The 15,896-nt window shown below is 60.4% G+C and carries 14 protein-coding genes; 11 read left to right on the forward strand and 3 right to left on the reverse strand.

Annotation, left to right across the window (positions count from 1 at the left end):
* Positions 1 to 1,449, reverse strand: a 1,449-nt coding sequence (locus M2360_RS06030; RefSeq protein ID WP_280773610.1) for an extracellular solute-binding protein, incomplete at its 3' end; no start/stop codon positions are given.
* A gap of 248 nt (positions 1,450 to 1,697) precedes the next feature.
* Between M2360_RS06030 and M2360_RS06035 the strand changes: the two genes are divergently transcribed.
* From M2360_RS06035 to M2360_RS06055, 5 genes are read left to right on the forward strand one after another with little or no spacing between them, the layout of a single operon-like run.
* Positions 1,698 to 3,017 carry an NAD(P)H-dependent oxidoreductase gene (locus tag M2360_RS06035; RefSeq protein ID WP_280773612.1) on the forward strand — a complete coding sequence of 440 codons (1,320 nt, stop codon included), beginning with the start codon at positions 1,698 to 1,700 and terminating at the stop codon, positions 3,015 to 3,017.
* A 2-nt stretch (positions 3,018 to 3,019) separates the two neighbouring features.
* Positions 3,020 to 4,018, forward strand: a complete 999-nt coding sequence (locus tag M2360_RS06040; protein WP_280773614.1) for a thiamine pyrophosphate-dependent dehydrogenase E1 component subunit alpha — start codon at positions 3,020 to 3,022, stop codon at positions 4,016 to 4,018.
* A 1-nt stretch (position 4,019) separates the two neighbouring features.
* Positions 4,020 to 5,033 (forward strand): alpha-ketoacid dehydrogenase subunit beta, encoded by a 1,014-nt coding sequence (locus tag M2360_RS06045; protein WP_280773616.1) that lies wholly within the window; start codon positions 4,020 to 4,022, stop codon positions 5,031 to 5,033.
* 1 nt (position 5,034) lies between these two features.
* Positions 5,035 to 6,666, forward strand: coding sequence for an acetoin dehydrogenase dihydrolipoyllysine-residue acetyltransferase subunit (locus M2360_RS06050; RefSeq protein ID WP_280773618.1), 1,632 nt, complete (start codon positions 5,035 to 5,037; stop codon positions 6,664 to 6,666).
* A gap of 27 nt (positions 6,667 to 6,693) precedes the next feature.
* A complete protein-coding gene (locus tag M2360_RS06055) occupies positions 6,694 to 7,659 on the forward strand; it encodes a sugar-binding transcriptional regulator (protein ID WP_280773619.1) in 966 nt (321 codons plus the stop codon).
* A 166-nt stretch (positions 7,660 to 7,825) separates the two neighbouring features.
* Here M2360_RS06055 and M2360_RS06060 read toward each other — a convergent pair whose 3' ends face one another.
* Positions 7,826 to 8,374, reverse strand: coding sequence for a helix-turn-helix domain-containing protein (locus M2360_RS06060; protein WP_280774071.1), 549 nt, complete (start codon positions 8,372 to 8,374; stop codon positions 7,826 to 7,828).
* Positions 8,375 to 8,484: 110 nt separating this feature from the next.
* Between M2360_RS06060 and M2360_RS06065 the strand changes: the two genes are divergently transcribed.
* Positions 8,485 to 9,273 carry an SDR family oxidoreductase gene (locus M2360_RS06065; protein ID WP_280773621.1) on the forward strand — a complete coding sequence of 263 codons (789 nt, stop codon included), beginning with the start codon at positions 8,485 to 8,487 and terminating at the stop codon, positions 9,271 to 9,273.
* A 56-nt stretch (positions 9,274 to 9,329) separates the two neighbouring features.
* Positions 9,330 to 10,424 (forward strand): alkene reductase, encoded by a 1,095-nt coding sequence (locus M2360_RS06070; RefSeq protein WP_280773623.1) that lies wholly within the window; start codon positions 9,330 to 9,332, stop codon positions 10,422 to 10,424.
* A 91-nt stretch (positions 10,425 to 10,515) separates the two neighbouring features.
* Here the strand turns inward: M2360_RS06070 and M2360_RS06075 are convergent, their stop codons facing one another.
* Positions 10,516 to 10,776 carry a hypothetical protein gene (locus M2360_RS06075; protein ID WP_280773624.1) on the reverse strand — a complete coding sequence of 87 codons (261 nt, stop codon included), beginning with the start codon at positions 10,774 to 10,776 and terminating at the stop codon, positions 10,516 to 10,518.
* Positions 10,777 to 10,870: 94 nt separating this feature from the next.
* Here M2360_RS06075 and M2360_RS06080 point away from each other — a divergent pair, with 94 nt between their 5' ends.
* From M2360_RS06080 to M2360_RS06095, 4 genes are all read left to right on the forward strand, one after another.
* Positions 10,871 to 11,695, forward strand: coding sequence for an oxidoreductase (locus M2360_RS06080; protein WP_280773625.1), 825 nt, complete (start codon positions 10,871 to 10,873; stop codon positions 11,693 to 11,695).
* Positions 11,696 to 11,743: 48 nt separating this feature from the next.
* Positions 11,744 to 12,607: an alpha/beta hydrolase gene (locus M2360_RS06085; protein WP_280773627.1), complete on the forward strand. Its 864-nt coding sequence runs from the start codon at positions 11,744 to 11,746 to the stop codon at positions 12,605 to 12,607.
* Between the two features lie 31 nt (positions 12,608 to 12,638).
* A complete protein-coding gene (locus M2360_RS06090) occupies positions 12,639 to 13,643 on the forward strand; it encodes an NADP-dependent oxidoreductase (RefSeq protein WP_280773628.1) in 1,005 nt (334 codons plus the stop codon).
* A gap of 408 nt (positions 13,644 to 14,051) precedes the next feature.
* Positions 14,052 to 15,236 carry an acetyl-CoA C-acyltransferase gene (locus M2360_RS06095; RefSeq protein ID WP_280773630.1) on the forward strand — a complete coding sequence of 395 codons (1,185 nt, stop codon included), beginning with the start codon at positions 14,052 to 14,054 and terminating at the stop codon, positions 15,234 to 15,236.
* Positions 15,237 to 15,896 lie beyond the last annotated feature (660 nt).

Consider the following 15,896-nt stretch of genomic DNA (forward strand, 5'->3'; position numbering starts at 1 on the left):
TTTCCAGGCGTTCTGGCCGTTTTCCAGGGCTTCCTTCGCGGAAATCTGACCGGTGACAGCGCGGTTGATCTCGTTGCCGAGCGCCTGCTCCATTTCGAACATGCCGGGAAGGCGCGGTGCGCACCAGGCGTGTTCGAGGCTGTTGGCCCAGACTTCCATCGGCTGCGAGATGGCGCGCAGCCTTTCATTGCCAAGCACCGAACGATAGCCGGGGGCGACGCCGTTGGCGTTGGCTTCGTTCATGGCCATGATCGAGGAGGTGGTGAGGAAGGCGAGCATCAGGAAAGCGCCTTCCGGATTCTGCGAGGTGGCAGCGACGCAGGAGGTCGAGCCCGCGATGTTCGGCGGGGCGAAGACGCCGCCGGCGATGCGCGGCTCATAGATGGTGACGAAATCGTCGACGATTTTCGATTGATCGGGCCGCATCGCCTGCGTTCCCGAATCCTGCCAGCTGATATTGGTCGCAACCTGGCCTCCCAACCATGCAGCGCGGTTTTCGCCCCAGCCTGCGCCGGAGGTGCCCTCGATGGCATTCTTCTGCAACGCCATGATAATGTCCATGGCCTTCATGCCGGCGTCGGAAGCGAGCTGTGGATTCCACTGTTCGTCGAACAGCTTCAGCCCGGCCTGAGCGCCAATATGCTCCCAGGTGTAGGTCGACCAGAAGCCGCGGGCGAGCATCATGCCGAGGCCAGCCACGCCGCCGCCGAGTTTGTTGGCCTCGCCGCTGATGCGGATGAGTTCGTCATAGGAAGGAACGGACTTGGATTTGTCGATCGGCCCGCCGAGGATCTTTTCGACGATCGACTTGCGCAGATGCACCATCTGGATATCGCAGTCGAAGGGAATGCCGACGAGTTTGCCGCCGAAATAGCCGTAGTTCAGGCGATAGGTGTCGTAGAAATCGTCAAGCGGCAGCTTCCACTTGGCGGCGTAGTCGTCGAGTTCGGCAAGGAAGCCGGGAGCGGCGAAGTCGCCGAGCCAGGGCGAGAAGAACTGCAGCGCGTCGAAGGAGGCGTTGCCGGACACGAATTCGGCGACGGCCTTGTCATAGAAGCTGTCGTCCGGGATCGGCACGAGTTCGACCTTGATGCCCGACAGCGCTTCGAACGGCTTCAGGCCTTCTGCGGCGGAATCCTGGTCGGCGGCGCCGATGGCGAAGCGAACCGTTTTGCCGGATTGCTCCGACCGGACCTTTTCCCAGTCGACGGTGCGGATCCAGTCCTTGGCCGGATCCCACAGCGGATCGGAGCTCAGCTTGTAGAGTTTGCGGTAATCCTCGCGCACATAACCGTCGACCGAGATCTTGTCGAGCGTCGCCTGGATGTCAGGCAGATTGGACTGCGCATAGGCGGGCAGCTTCAGCCCTGCGGCGCCCGCTGCGAGACCCACCGTGGCGGTGGTGCGCAAAAACGAGCGACGCGATAGGTTTTGGTTGAATAACGTCATCGTCAGAATCCTCCCAGACGTCACTCACTGGAGTGACTGGATTTTCAGGCGGAACATCAAGACGCGACTCCGTTTCCCCCGCGCTTGCTGCCTGAAGTGAACTTTCGTTTCACAGATGCTCACTATGTACGGAATATTTTACCTGTCAATCCCCGGTGTTCAGCATTCATCGCGGCACCGCAGCATAAACTAATGTTGACAGAAAAAACAAATGTGCAATAACCGAGGCAAGAACCTAGGAGGAAATCATGCCCACGAATGTCGCCCTCACGGGCCTTGCCCGCGATCTTGCCGCCAGAGCGGAGTCCGGAAAACCCATACGCATCGGATTGGTCGGGGCTGGCGAAATGGGCACCGACATTGTCAGCCGGGTCGCCCATATGAATGGCGTCCAGATCGGCGCCATCAGCGAATTGAAGCCCGGCGCCGCCCAGAGATCGGTCGAAATCGCCTATGGCGATAAGGACCGGGTCGTCGAGGTCAGCAATGGCGATCAGGCCAACGCGGCGATGGAGCAGGGCAAGGTCGCCATCACCGACAATGTGAACGCCCTTCTTGATGCAGGTCTTGTCGATGTCGTGGTTGACGCTACCGGCATTCCCGCCGTCGGCGCAGAGATCGGCCTGACCGCAATGGAGCGCGGCAAGCATCTCGTGATGATGAATGTCGAGGCCGACATCACCATCGGCGCCTATCTTCGCGCCGAGGCGGAGCGGTTGGGCGTGGTCTATTCGCTCGGCGCCGGTGACGAGCCGTCGAGCTGCATGGAGCTCATCGAATTCGTCAGCGCCATGGGCCACCGGATCATCAGCGCCGGCAAGGGCAAGAACAATCCGCTCAACATCGACGCGACGCCTGACGCCTATGCGAAGGAAGCGTCTGACCGTCATATGAACCCGCGCATGCTGGTGGAATTCGTCGACGGCTCCAAGACTATGGTGGAAATGGCGGCCATCGCCAACGCCACAGGTCTTACCCCTGACAAGCCCGGCATGCACGGCCCCGCCTGCAGCCGGGAAGAGCTCAACAAGGTGTTGATTCCCGAAAGCGCCGGCGGCGTGCTGTCTTCCTCGGAGGGACGCGTCGACTTCACCATCGGCAAGGGCGTCGCGCCCGGTGTGTTCGTCGTCGCCGAGATGGATCATCCGCGGATCTGGGAGCGGATGGAGGATCTGAAGATGGGCAAGGGGCCTTACTTCACCTTCTTCCGCCCCTATCATCTGACGTCGCTCGAAGTGCCGCTGACCTGCGCCCGCGTCGTGCTTTACGGCAAGGCCGACATGCAGCCTTTGGCCCGCCCGGTCGCCGAAGTCGGCGCGCTCGCCAAGAAGGATCTGCAGCCCGGCGATCGTCTCGATCAGATCGGCGAATATTGCTATCGCGCCTGGATCATGACGGTGGAGGACGCCAAATCGGCAGGCGCCATTCCCTGCGGCCTTCTGGCCGGCGCGACCGTTACCCGTCCGATCAAGAAGGGCGAGTTGATTACCACCGCCAATGCCTCGGTTCCCGCCGACAGCAAGATTGCCGCGCTGCGCGCTCGCCAAGACGTCATGCTGGGGCTCTGATCATGACGGCGCCGGACAACAGACCCTTCGCCATCCGTACATATTCTCCCGATCAGTTGCGGGAAGCGCTCAAGCGCATGTTTCTGATCCGGCGTTTCGAAGAGGGCGCCGAAGAGAGCTATATGCGCGGCCTCATTCACGGCACGATGCATCTGTCGATCGGGCAGGAAGCCAGCGCCATGGCGACCTGCATCGAGCTTTCGGACCAGGACAAGATCACCTCCACCCATCGCGGCCACGGCCATTGCATCGCCAAAGGCGCCGATGTCGGCCGGATGTTTGCCGAATTCTTCGGCAAGGAGACCGGTTATTGCCACGGTCGCGGCGGTTCGATGCATATCGCCGATGTGAAAACCGGCAATCTCGGCGCCAATGGCATTGTCGGCGGCGGCCTGCCGATCGCGGTCGGCGCGGCGCTCTCGGCCAAGCGCCTGGGCAAGACCGACGTGACGATCTGCTTTTTCGGCGACGGCGCTAACAATGAAGGGGCCTTCCACGAAGCGCTCAACATGGCGGCCATTTGGAAACTGCCGGTGATCTTCGTCTGCGAAAACAATCGCTACGGCATGTCCACCGCCGTATCCCGCTCAACCGCCGTGAAGAATATCGCCGAGCGCGCGGCTGCCTATTCCATGCCGGGCGTCACTGTCGACGGCAATGATTTTTCCGCCGTCGCCGAGGCCGTGCATAACGCGATCGCCCGCGCCCGCGCCGGCGAAGGCCCGAGTCTCGTTGAGAACCTCACCTATCGCTGGCGCGGCCATTCCAAATCCGACCGCAACCGCTACCGGACCAAGGAGGAGATCGAGGAATGGATGACGCGCGACCCCATCGCCCGTTTCCGCGCGGACCTGATCGGCCATGGAATTCTGGATGAAGCAGGGGCCAAGTCCATCGAAGAAGCAGCTGTCGCCGATGTGGCGGCCGGAATCGAATTCGCCAAAGCGAGCCTCGCCCCGTCGATCGACGAGGTGACCCGCTATGTTTATGCAGAGGCCTGAGATGAACGCTGTGGCGCGAAACCTCGAAGAACGCACGCTGTCTTACTCGGAAGCCATCCGCGAAGCGATGTCGCTCGCCATGGACGCCGATCCCACCGTGATCCTGATGGGCGAGGACATCGGCGTCTATGGCGGCGCCTTCCAGGTGACGCTCGATCTGGTCGACAAATACGGAACCGATCGGGTGATGGACACGCCGATTTCCGAACTAGGCGGCGCGGGCGTGGCCGTCGGCGCGGCGCTGACCGGGTTGAAGCCGATCTTCGAGTTTCAGTTTTCCGATTTCGCGGCGCTCGCCATGGAGCAGATCGTCAATCAGGCCGCCAAGCTACGTTACATGCTGGGCGGCGAGGCGTCGGTGCCGGTCGTCTTCCGCATGCCCGCGGGATCCGGCACGGGCGCCGCGGCGCAGCACAGCCAGAGCCTGGAGGCCTGGTTCGGCCATGTTCCCGGTCTCAAGGTCGTCCAGCCCTCTACGCCGGAAGACGCCAAGGGCCTTCTGCTGGCGGCGCTCGCCGATCCCGATCCGGTGCTGATTTTCGAGCATAAGCTCCTCTACAAGATGAAGGGCCATGTGCCGGAGGGCCATTACACCGTGCCGATCGGCAAGGCGGCGGTGCGGAGGCAGGGCAAAGATCTCACCATTGTCGCCAGTTCGATCATGGTGCATCGCGCGCTCGAGGCGGCCGAGCGGCTTGCGGCTGACGGCATGGATATCGAAGTCATTGATCTCAGATCGGTTCGCCCGATTGATCGCGACACAATCCTGGCTTCGGTACGCAAGACCGGCAAACTGATGGTCGTCTATGAGGGTGTCAAAAGCTACGGCGTCGGCGCCGAGATCAGCGCCATGGTGGCCGAGAGCGACGCCTTCGACTTTCTCGATGCGCCGATCCTGAGGCTTGGCGGCGCGGAAGCGCCTGTGCCCTATAATCCCGACCTCGAGCGCGCTTCGGTGCCGCAGGTCGACACGATCGAGGCGGCGGCCCGCCGTCTGCTCGGCGGCGAGGTCTGACATGCCTGTCGAGGTGATCCTGCCGAAAGTGGACATGGACATGACCCATGGCACGCTCGCGACCTGGCATGTCGCGGAAGGCGACTATGTGGAAAAAGGCGCGCCTTTGTTCGACATCGAAACCGACAAGGCGGCGATGGAGGTGGAAGCCCCCGCCAGCGGACGATTGAGCGCGGTAACGGCCCAGCCGGGTGATAGGATCCCCGTGGGTTCCGTGGTCGCCTTCCTTCTTGCCGAGGGCGAAAGCGCGCCGGTCGGGGAGGTCGTCGCCGCAACCACCGACCCGGCGACCGCAATCTCAAAAGCGGTGGAGGTTATTCTACCGAAGGTCGACATGGACATGACCGAGGGTCAGATCGCCGTCTGGCATGTCGCCGAAGGCGCTCATGTGGAAAAGGGCGCGCCGCTGTTCGATATCGAGACCGATAAGGCGGCGATGGAAGTGGACGCGCCCGCCAGCGGTGTGCTTCAACAGGTGACAGCCGCCCCAGGCGATCGCGTGCCGGTGGGGCAAGTCATCGCCTATATCTGCCCTCCCGGCGTTTTTCTGAGTCGTCCGCCCCAGGGCGCGTCGAAGCCCGCTGCATTCGCGGCTTCGCTCTCCAATAGTCCGACAAGCGGCGCGCGCAGTTCTGTTTCCCTCCCAGCATCGCCGCTGGCGCCGATCGTTGCAGATGCGACGATGGATGGTCTACGCGCCACGCCGGCGGCGCGGGCCGAGGCGCGCAGATCCGCGATTGCCCTTTCCGATGTCGCCGGCACAGGCCCGCTCGGCCGTATCCAGATCGCGGATGTGCGCCGCCATCGATCGGGCCGATCCGAGGCGGGCCCACTTTATACGCCTGGCTGGATCGCGGAGCGCGGCCCCTTGCATGTATCGCGGCGGAGCGGTGACGGTGCGCCTATTGTGCTGATTCATGGCTTTGCTGCCGATAGTCCGAGTTGGACGCCGTTTGAGCGGGAATTGCGGCTGCCAAACCCGTTGATCCGAATCGATCTCCCGGGACATGGGAGATCACCGAAGCTGAATATCGCAAGCTTCGCCGAGCTTGCCAAACTGGTCGGTAAAACGGTGGATTCACAGGCGGAAAGTAGCCCTGTTCATTTGATCGGCCATTCCCTTGGCGGAGCGATCGCCCTCGCCATCGCCGACATCAGGCCGAAGATGGTATCCACCCTGTCTCTGCTTGCGCCGGGTGGTCTTGGTCCTGAAATCGACGCAGCCGCCTTGCGTGGAATAGCAAGGGCTTCGCGCGTTGAGAGCCTTGCGCCGTGGCTTCGGCGGCTCACAGCCTTCCCTGAAGGCGTCAGCGATGATTATGCGAGGGCCGCCATGAAGCAGCGGATGGATGCGCGGATGCGGCTCTATCAGGCCGATCTATGCGACGTTCTGTTTCCCGATGGCGTCCAGTCATTCGATCTGCGCCCCGCCGTGGGCCGATTGACGACGCCGACGGTGATGGTGTGGGGCAAAAGAGATCATATTCTTCCCCTCAGGCAAGTGCTTGCGGTTGATGGAGATTTTGCTATTCATCTCCTCAACGATACGGGCCATGCGCCCCAGATCGAATGCCCCGAGCGGCTCGCTAGGATCGTCCGCCGACATATCGTTGCAGCGACGGTGTCTGTATGATATTTCTACAGCGAGGATTCACTGAGGATGCAAGTGGCGCAACCCTTGACTGGCGTGCAGAGCGATGCCGATCGAATTCGTGCTCGCGCCGTATGGCTCTATCACGTTGAGGGTCTGACGCAGAACGAGATCGCAAATCAGCTCGGTATCAACCGGGTTATGGTCGTGCGCGCACTTGCGGACGCCAGGCGGCGAAACGAGGTCCGTGTCACCGTATCCGCGCCATTGGCGGAACTGGTGGAGCTCGAAAGAAATGTCGAGAAGAGCTTCGGCATCAACCGGGTGATTGTGGCTCCGTTTTCTGATCCGGACGGCGATCCGGTGCGGGTGATTGCCGCAGCCGCCGGCAATTTTATTTCCGGCATCATGAAACCAGGGCTCACAGTCGGCGTGGGCTGGGGGCGTACGCTCTACAATACGCTGCCTTTCATCAATGGCGGCACGCTTGAGGATTTCCGGGTCGTCTCCCTTCTCGGCGGCATAGCGGCTGCTCGCCGTTTCAATCCCGCCGAATTCGCCTGGCAGTTTGCGGAACTGTTCCAGGGGGATGGTTACTTGGTGCCTGCGCCAGCCGTCGTCGACAGTATCGAAACGAAACACGCCCTTCTCGAACGTTGCGGCCTGGCCGCCATCTTCGAAATGGCCGACAAACTGGATGTGGCGCTGCTCTCCGTCGGCGGCATTTCGACGCTCACGACCAGCTATCGCGCCGGTTATATCAGCGAAGCCGACCGCCGATCGCTGATCGAAGCAGGCGCTGTCGGCGACGTATTGTATAACTTCATTGGGAAAAACGGCGAAATCCTCGACCACGAGGTGAATTCCCGCGTCATATCCGTCAATCCCACGCGCCTGGGCCGCACGCCGGAGCGCGTGCTGATTTCGGGCGGGAAAGATAAAATCGTCGCGCTCAAGGCGGCCATTCGCACAGTGTCGCCGACAACCTTCATCACGGATGAGCAGACGGCAACGAGTCTGGCACGCGGCGTTTGAGCTCGGGCGCCAATGCAATCGGGTTGTTTCGCATAAGTCGACGGTGGAGAGGTCACATCTCGGTTCCCGCTCACGGTCGGCGCATTGCGAGCGATATCCAGAGACATGCGGACGGCTCGCGGCATCCTGCGGACGCGCGTTGCCAATGTTATGCTGCTCTTGTGAGCTAGCTGAGGTTAGCGTCGATCCAGGCGCGAGTCTCCTCCAGAATCTCATCCGATAGCGCCTGATCGTCGACCGACCGTGCAAGGATGACGGCCCCTACCATGGCAGCCCAACTTCCTATCGCGGCGCGGCGTGCATCGGACGAGCCTTTGTTCGGGAGAGCCTTGTCGATACGAGCGATCTGCGCGCGAAGGCCATCTGCCATGGCGGTGTGAGCTGCCGGTGTTTGGTGGCGGATTGAAGCGGCAAGTCCTGCGGTGGGGCAACCGCCGGCGGCGTTGTCGCGATGGCGGCGTGACAGATAGGAACCGACGAAAGCGCGATAATCTCCTTCTCCAACGCTATCCGCAGCAAGCGCATGGGCGAGCGTCTGCGCCACCAGATCGTCCTTCGAACTAAAATGTCCATAAAAGCCACCGTGTGTGAGGCCTGCGGCCTTCATAACCTCCGCAACGCTGACGGCATCGAATCCCTTGTCGCGAAACAGCCGGCTTGCTGCATCCAGGATTCGGCGTCGGTTCTCAGCCATCTGTTCTCGACTGACCTTCATTTGAAAATTCTCCATGACGATCGTTGACATTTACATGATGAGCATCATATTTAGCATCAATCATGATGATTGTCATGAATATAAGTGCAGCTACAGAAAAGAGCAATCCAATGAGCCAACTTCCCGCAGTTCTTATTACCGGCGCTTCCACAGGCATTGGCGCCATCTATGCCGACCGGTTCGCTCGGCGTGGGCATGATTTGGTGCTGGTCGCACGCGACATTGCGCGCATGGAGGCGGTTGCAGGCCGTTTGCGTCAGGAAACCGGCGTTACGATCGATATCCTTCAGGCAGACCTGACGCAGCCCGCTGATCTTGCCAAGGTCGAGACGCGGCTGCGTGACGATGCGCATATCGGCATCCTGGTCAACAATGCCGGCACGGCCATTGGTGGAACCTTCGTCGAGCAGAGCACCGACGACATGAGCAGGCTTGTCGCACTAAACACGACAGCGCTTGTCCGGCTTGCAAGCGCCATAGCGCCCCGACTTGCCAAGGTCGGCGAGGGAGCGATCGTCAATATTGGTTCTGTGGTCGGACTGGCGCCTGAATTCGGGATGTCGGTTTATGGCGCCACCAAGGCTTTTGTTCTCTTCCTGTCTCAGGGGCTCGATCTGGAGCTTGGTCCGAAAGGCGTCTACGTCCAGGCGGTGCTTCCGGCCACAACCCGAACCGAGATCTGGGAACATGTCGGCGCGGACGTCAACGCCATGAACAATGTGATGGAAGTGGCCGATCTTGTGGATGCGGCGCTGGTCGGCTTCGACCGTCGCGAACCTGTGACGATCCCGCCGCTTCATGACGCTGGGCAATGGGACGCTTTCGACGCAGCGCGCAAAGCCATGCTCGGCAATCTCGTGAACGCACTTCCTGCGGAGCGATACCGCAGGCTCGCCTGAGCGTTTCGCAACCAACGAGTCAATACCGCAAGCAGCGGCAACACTACAGGTATAACATGTCTGATAACTCGCTTTTCGAACCCTATGCGCTTGGGTCCGTGACCCTTTCCAATCGGATTGTCATGGCTCCGTTGACGCGCAACCGCGCCGGCGCCGGCTTCGTTCCGGGCGACATCACCGCCGAATATTACGCTCAGAGGGCTTCGGCTGGTCTGATCATTTCCGAAGCGACCCAGATTTCGCAACAGGGGCAGGGCTATCAGGACACACCCGGAATCTACACCGATGCCCAGATCGAGGGTTGGCGCAAGGTTACCACAGCCGTGCACGAGAAGGGCGGGCGCATCTTTCTCCAGCTTTGGCATGTCGGTCGCATCAGCCATGTCGATCTTCAGCCGAATGGCGGGCCGCCGGTTGCGCCCTCCGCGATCCGAGCCGAAACCAAGACCTTCGTCAACAACGGCTTCGTCGATGTGTCCGAGCCGCGTGCGCTGGAACTGTATGAGTTGGCTGGGATCGTGAACGACTTCCGTCAGGCTGCAGCCAACGCCATCAAGGCGGGCTTCGATGGTGTCGAGGTTCACGGGGCCAATGGCTATTTGCTTGAGCAGTTCGCCAAGGACGGCTCCAATGTTCGCACGGACGCCTATGGCGGTTCTGTCGAAAACCGCACGCGCATGTTGCTGGAGGTCACCGCTGCAGTCATTGAAGAAATTGGCGCAGAGCGCACCGGCGTCCGGATTTCGCCAGTCTCTCCCGCGAATGGCATCTCGTGCAGTGATCCCCAGGCGCAGTTCGACTATATTGTCGATCAGCTCAATGCGCTCGGCATCGCCTATATTCATGTCGTCGAAGGCGCTACCGGTGGGCCCCGCGACGTCGCGCCGTTCGACTACGGTTCCCTTCGCCGTCGTTTCAGCAAAACCTATATCGCCAATAATGGCTACAATCTTGATCTCGCGACCTCGCATCTCGCTGATGACAACGCGGATCTGATCGCCTTTGGACGGCCCTTCATTGGCAACCCTGATCTGGTGGCGCGCCTGCAAAGCGGCGCGCCTCTGGCGCCGTTCGATCCTGCAACGATTTATGGCGGTGGCGCTGCGGGTTATACCGACTATGCGCCTTACTCTCCGGCATCCGGCAAATGAGAGGAGGGGGCCGAGCCTGAGTGCGGCCCCCCCCCCAAGATGCGAGTGGTCCATGATTCTTGCGCTGACGTGAACGGCGCATCGAAAAGCCTCAGGCCTTCCCAGGATACTCGTCAAATGATTTGGCGTGCTGGATTAAACCGGGACGATCTTTGGGCTTCTCACCCCCCCCCCGCATATGGTCGACGCGACCTGTCGGCCTTTCATGCGTCACCGCATAATGTCGAACCGCGAATTCCTGGCGCTCCGCCAAGCCATCAAGCGCTTTGTTCTCGCCGACACATCGTAACAAAAACCAAGGGTTAGGTATCGCTAAAATATCTCGCTTGACAATAATGATGATGCGCGTCATGAATAGCATCAATGATGATGAACATCATAAATAAGAATGAGCAATCCTCCAGCCCGCGCCGGAAAGGCGCGCGGCTCAGATAGAGAACAAAATCATGACGACCTCTGTTGCAATAAAGCCGAAGACTGCATTTGTGACCGGGGCATCCAGTGGGATAGGCAAGGCTGCCGCCCTGGTGCTTTCAGGGGCGGGCTACACGGTGATTGGAACCAGCCGGAAGGCTGCGCCGGACGAGATGCGCGACGGCATTCGAATGATCGCTTGCGACGTGACCTCTGATGTGTCGGTTGCTGAGGCTGTTGCGCTTGCCCATTCGGAACTTGGCGGGATCGACCTTCTGGTCAACAATGCCGGTTACGCCGTGTCAGGTGCGGCCGAGGAAAGCTCGGTGGAGCAGGTGCGGTCGCTGTTTGACACCAATTTCTTAGGCGTGGTGCGGGTGACAAACGCTATACTTCCGATCATGCGTCGCCAGGGCTATGGGAGGATCCTGAATATTGGCTCCGTCGTCGGGCTTATTCCGGGTCCTTTCGGCGCTTATTATACCGCCAGCAAGCATGCGATCGAAGGTTATTCGGAATCGCTGGACCATGAGGTGCGGCAGTTTGGCATCCGGGTTGCCGTGATCGAGCCCTGGGCCACGAAGACATCCATTGAGGCCAATTCGCCGCAGGGCGATCGTCCTGTTGCGGCCTATAGCCAGACATTCGCCAAATATCAGGCCGCGTTTAATGCGGCCATGGCGGCCGGCGACACGGCGGAAGATGTTGCTGCAACTATCCTTGCAGCGGCGCAGGCCAAGACGCCGCGGCTGCGTTACCCCTCCGGCAAAGCGGCAAGACAGACCTCCTTTGCCCGGCGTTTCCTGCCGCGCGCGCTGTTCGACCGCATTTTGCGCAAACAGTTCAACATCGCCTGAGACCGCAAGCTCCAACCACGCGTCTCATCCAGGGCAAGTAGGACCATCATGACAAACCTATCCAAGGCGCTCCTCTCAGCGACCCGCTATCTCGACGCTCCCAATCGTTTCGTTAATATAGGGAGAACCCAACTTGCCTATCGCGAGCTTGGTCCACGCGGCGGCGTTCCTTTGGTGCTCCTGAACCATTGGGGTGCAGTGCTCGACAACTTCGACCCCAGAATAGTCGATGCGCTCGCCGCCTTTCACCACGTGATCGCCGTAGACTACCAGGGGATTGGCCTTTCCAGTGGAACGGCCCCTGTGACCATTGACGGGATGGCTCGCGATGCAATCGATATGATCGGCGCACTTGGCTTTGAAGCCGTCGATCTGATGGGCTTTTCGCTTGGCGGGTTCGTGGCGCAGGATATTGCATTAAAAGCGCCCGGTCTGGTGCGCAAATTGATCCTGACCGGCACGGGCCCCGCAGGCGGCGCGGGCATTGCAAAGGTTGGGGCGGTCTCCTGGCCATTGATCATCAAGGGTATGCTGACCCTGCGCGACCCGAAAACCTATCTATTCTTCACCTCGACGGCCAATGGGCGCCGTGCGGCAAAAGACTTTCTGGCGCGGTTGAAGGAGCGTAAACTGGATCGCGACAAGGACCCGACTCCGCGCGCCTTCCTGCGTCAGCTTGCGGCGATCAAGGCCTGGGGCCGCCAGGCGCCGCAGGATCTCAGTCGCATTGGTGTCCCTGTTCTTGTGGCGAATGGCGACACTGACATTATGGTGCCTACGGCCAACAGTCATGACTTGGCCAGACGCATCCCTGATGCTGAACTGGTTCTTTACGAAGACGCCGGTCACGGCGGGATCTTCCAATATCATGCCGAGTTTGCGCCGAAAGCCCTGGCTTTCCTGGCCGCCTGATCTGATTAAAGTTTCACACTGGAGAAAGCGCGTGAAAGCCTTCGTCGTCGACAAATACAAGAAGAAGGGCGCGCTGCGCCTGGCCGATATGCCCGATCCCCGGATGGGCGCCAATGATGTTCTGGTTCGGATCGCGGCCACTGCGATCAATCTTCTGGACTCCAAGGTTCGAGACGGCGAATTCAAGCTGTTCCTGCCCTATCGTCCGCCTTTCGTTCTGGGTCACGATCTGGCTGGAACCGCTGTCAGCGTTGGCGCGAATGTGAGGCAATTCAAAGCAGGGGACGAGGTTTACGCCCGCCCGCGCGATCACCGGGCCGGCACTTTTGCAGAACTCATCGCAGTCGATGCCGCAGACCTCGCGCTGAAACCGGCAAGTCTTTCGATGGAGCAGGCCGCATCGATCCCGTTGGTCGGACTGACCGCTTGGCAGGCTCTGGTGGAGGTGGGCAAGCTTAAGCCCGGCCAGAAGGTGTTCATTCAGGCCGGTTCGGGCGGAGTGGGGACCTTTGCCATCCAGCTTGCCAAGCATCTCGGCGCCACGGTGGCCACCACGACCAGTGCTGCGAATATGGAACTTGTGAAGAGCCTCGGCGCAGATGTTGTGATCGACTACAAGACACAGGATTTCGAACAGCTCCTGTCCGGTTACGACCTGGTGCTGAACAGCCAGGACGCCAAGACGCTGGCAAAGTCGCTCAACGTCCTGAAACCGGGTGGAAAGCTGATCTCCATTTCCGGCCCTCCCGATGTTCCCTTTGCCAAGTCTCTGGGGCTGAACCTGTTTCTGCGATTTGTGATGCGGATGTTGAGCCGCGGCGTGCTGAAGAAGGCGAAAAGCCGCGGCGTCGGATATTCCTTTCTGTTCATGCGCGCCGAGGGGAAGCAGTTGGCCGAGATCGCGAAGCTGATTGATTCCGGCGCCATACGCCCTGTCGTAGACAAGGTGTACCCTTTCGCCAAAACGGCGGAAGCCTTGGCCTATGTCGAGACCGGGCGCGCCAAGGGAAAGGTCGTGGTCAAGGTTGCCGTTTAGTCTAGGCCACCCAACACTGGCGACCTGCAAGGAGGGCTTGCTATGAGCCCTGTCGCTCCGGCCTTCATACGTCAACACCAACCAGGATTCCCGCGCAGCGCGAGACCGGTTATGTAGCTGGCGCGACAACAGGCCAGGTTTGATGCTGGCGGAACCGCTCTGCCGGGTCACCACAATCGTCTGAAAATCGAGCTGGAAACCATCCCGGTGCTCCTGCTGCGGTGTCGAGTCGACTACGCCTTCGACATATAACTAAAATAACGAAAAGGTCGTGAAATATGCGTCATTCGGGAAAGCCGGTCTTCGGGTCTCGCAGATTGCCGGCGAGCTATCGGTCGACCAGCTTGCGAAAGGTTGTAGCCTAAACGCCAAGCGATCAAGACCACCACTTAGATCAGGAGATACCCCATGAGCACTCGTGACATCATCCTCGCCCATCCGGTCCGCACTGCGATCGGCTCTTACAATGGCGCGCTGAAAGGCGTGCCCGCCACCGAACTTGGCGCAATCGTTGTGCGCGAGACGCTGCGACGCAGCGGGCTTTCGGGGGATGACATCGGCACGGTCGTGCTGGGCAATGTTATCCAGGCCGGAAACCGGATGAACCCGGCAAGGCAGGCGGCCATCGGCGGCGGACTTCCGGTGACGGCGCCGGCCTTGACCGTCAACCGTGTTTGCGGATCAGGGGCGCAGGCGATCCTGACCGCTGCGCAGGAAATTGCCGCAGGCGATTGCAACGCCGGCATTTCTGGCGGCATGGAAAATATGGACCGCGCGCCGTATCTGATGGATGGCGGGCGCTGGGGCTACCGGATGGGGCCGGCGCAGATTTTCGACAGCATGCTCACGGATGGTTTGAACGACGCTTTCTCCGGTGAGCATTCCGGCTGGCACACCGAAGACCTCGTCTCCAGGTTCCAGATCACCCGTGAGGAGCAAGATGCGTTTGCGGTGCGTTCTCAACAACGGTTCGTTGCTGCGCAGGGTGCGGGACGGTTCGAGGATGAGATCGTCGCGGTCGAAATCAAGGGCCGCAAAGGTATTGATCGTTTTGCAATCGACGAGGCTCCGCGGCACGATACGACGATTGACACACTCGCCCGGCTCAAGCCGGCTTTCCGTTCAGATGGCGCTATTACCGCTGGAAATGCCCCAGGGCTCAACAGTGCGGCGTCAGCGATGATTGTCGCCGAACGCGGCTTGGCCGATTCCAAAGGCATCGAGGCTATGGCGCGGCTTGCAGGCTATGGCGTTGCCGCTGTCGAGCCCGGCATGTTCGGACTCGGCCCCGTTCCTGCTGTGCGCAAAGCGCTTCAAAAGGCCGGATGGACGCTGGGCGAGATCGAGCGCATCGAGATCAATGAGGCCTTCGCCGCCGTCCCGATCGCTGTCCAGCGCGAGCTTGGCCTGCCCGAGGATATCGTTAATGTCGAAGGCGGCGCCGTTGCGCATGGCCACGCCATCGGCGCGACAGGCGCAATCCTCGTCACGCGGCTGCTTCACTCGATGAGACGCGATGGATTGTCGAAAGGTATCGTTACGCTTTGCATAGGCGGCGGCCAGGGTATCGCTTTGGCTTTGGAAGCGCTGTAGCGGCCTCCTATGAGGCAGGCGGAAGTTCAAAAGCGCTGGAATCTCTGGCGATGCAGCCGTGAAAGCGTGCTCGGCTGCGGCATCACCGAGGCTTCGACGCGACTTATTGCATCTGCCTGTTCTCTCAAGGCGGTAGGGAATGACAAAAACCTGTCACGGGTATCGCGGAGGCGGTGAACCTGCCGGGCATCGGAGAATTCAGTGCGGTTTCGCCGCGAATATGGGTGGATTTCGCCGGTGTGGTCTCAGATCGGCAAAAGAATGGACCTATTGCGGAATGACTACTTGTAAAAGGTCTCAGACAGCACGACATCTATGTGGATAGCAGCTCGTTTTACGGGCGCTGCCGTTGAGGATCGAAGATCTTCGCCCCAACAAAGGAGGACGATATGTCTTCCATTCCCAATCAAAGACAAGCCGTATCGACCGATCCTGTGGAGACCTGGGACGGACTGCATATAGCTGGCTTCAGATGCGACGAAGCAAAGAAGGGCTCCGGTGCGAAACGCTCCTCCCTCGTTCTCGTCCGCTCCGAAGTCGAAAATGGCGGGAGAGCGAGGGACGGTTCTGTGGCGGCGCTGAGGGACAGAGGGGACGTTCGACACGATCCTTTAACGTCTGCTCGTTTTCAGAGACGTACAGCAAAAGAGCAATGGTCGG

This window comes from Rhizobium sp. SG_E_25_P2 (genome assembly GCF_029892285.1).
Taxonomy (GTDB): Bacteria; Pseudomonadota; Alphaproteobacteria; order Rhizobiales; family Rhizobiaceae; genus Rhizobium_E.

Excerpts from the sequence above, each read along its gene's own strand:
- M2360_RS06070 (WP_280773623.1), top strand. The coding sequence starts at position 9,330 with ATGTCTGATAACTCGCTTTTCGAACCCTATGCGCTTGGGTCCGTGACC.
- M2360_RS06080 (WP_280773625.1), top strand. The coding sequence starts at position 10,871 with ATGACGACCTCTGTTGCAATAAAGCCGAAGACTGCATTTGTGACCGGG.
- M2360_RS06050 (WP_280773618.1), top strand. The coding sequence starts at position 5,035 with ATGCCTGTCGAGGTGATCCTGCCGAAAGTGGACATGGACATGACCCAT.
- M2360_RS06095 (WP_280773630.1), top strand. The coding sequence starts at position 14,052 with ATGAGCACTCGTGACATCATCCTCGCCCATCCGGTCCGCACTGCGATC.
- M2360_RS06035 (WP_280773612.1), top strand. The coding sequence starts at position 1,698 with ATGCCCACGAATGTCGCCCTCACGGGCCTTGCCCGCGATCTTGCCGCC.
- M2360_RS06045 (WP_280773616.1), top strand. The coding sequence starts at position 4,020 with ATGAACGCTGTGGCGCGAAACCTCGAAGAACGCACGCTGTCTTACTCG.
- M2360_RS06085 (WP_280773627.1), top strand. The coding sequence starts at position 11,744 with ATGACAAACCTATCCAAGGCGCTCCTCTCAGCGACCCGCTATCTCGAC.
- M2360_RS06040 (WP_280773614.1), top strand. The coding sequence starts at position 3,020 with ATGACGGCGCCGGACAACAGACCCTTCGCCATCCGTACATATTCTCCC.
- M2360_RS06060 (WP_280774071.1), bottom strand. The coding sequence starts at position 8,374 with ATGAAGGTCAGTCGAGAACAGATGGCTGAGAACCGACGCCGAATCCTG.
- M2360_RS06055 (WP_280773619.1), top strand. The coding sequence starts at position 6,694 with ATGCAAGTGGCGCAACCCTTGACTGGCGTGCAGAGCGATGCCGATCGA.
- M2360_RS06065 (WP_280773621.1), top strand. The coding sequence starts at position 8,485 with ATGAGCCAACTTCCCGCAGTTCTTATTACCGGCGCTTCCACAGGCATT.
- M2360_RS06075 (WP_280773624.1), bottom strand. The coding sequence starts at position 10,776 with ATGACGCGCATCATCATTATTGTCAAGCGAGATATTTTAGCGATACCT.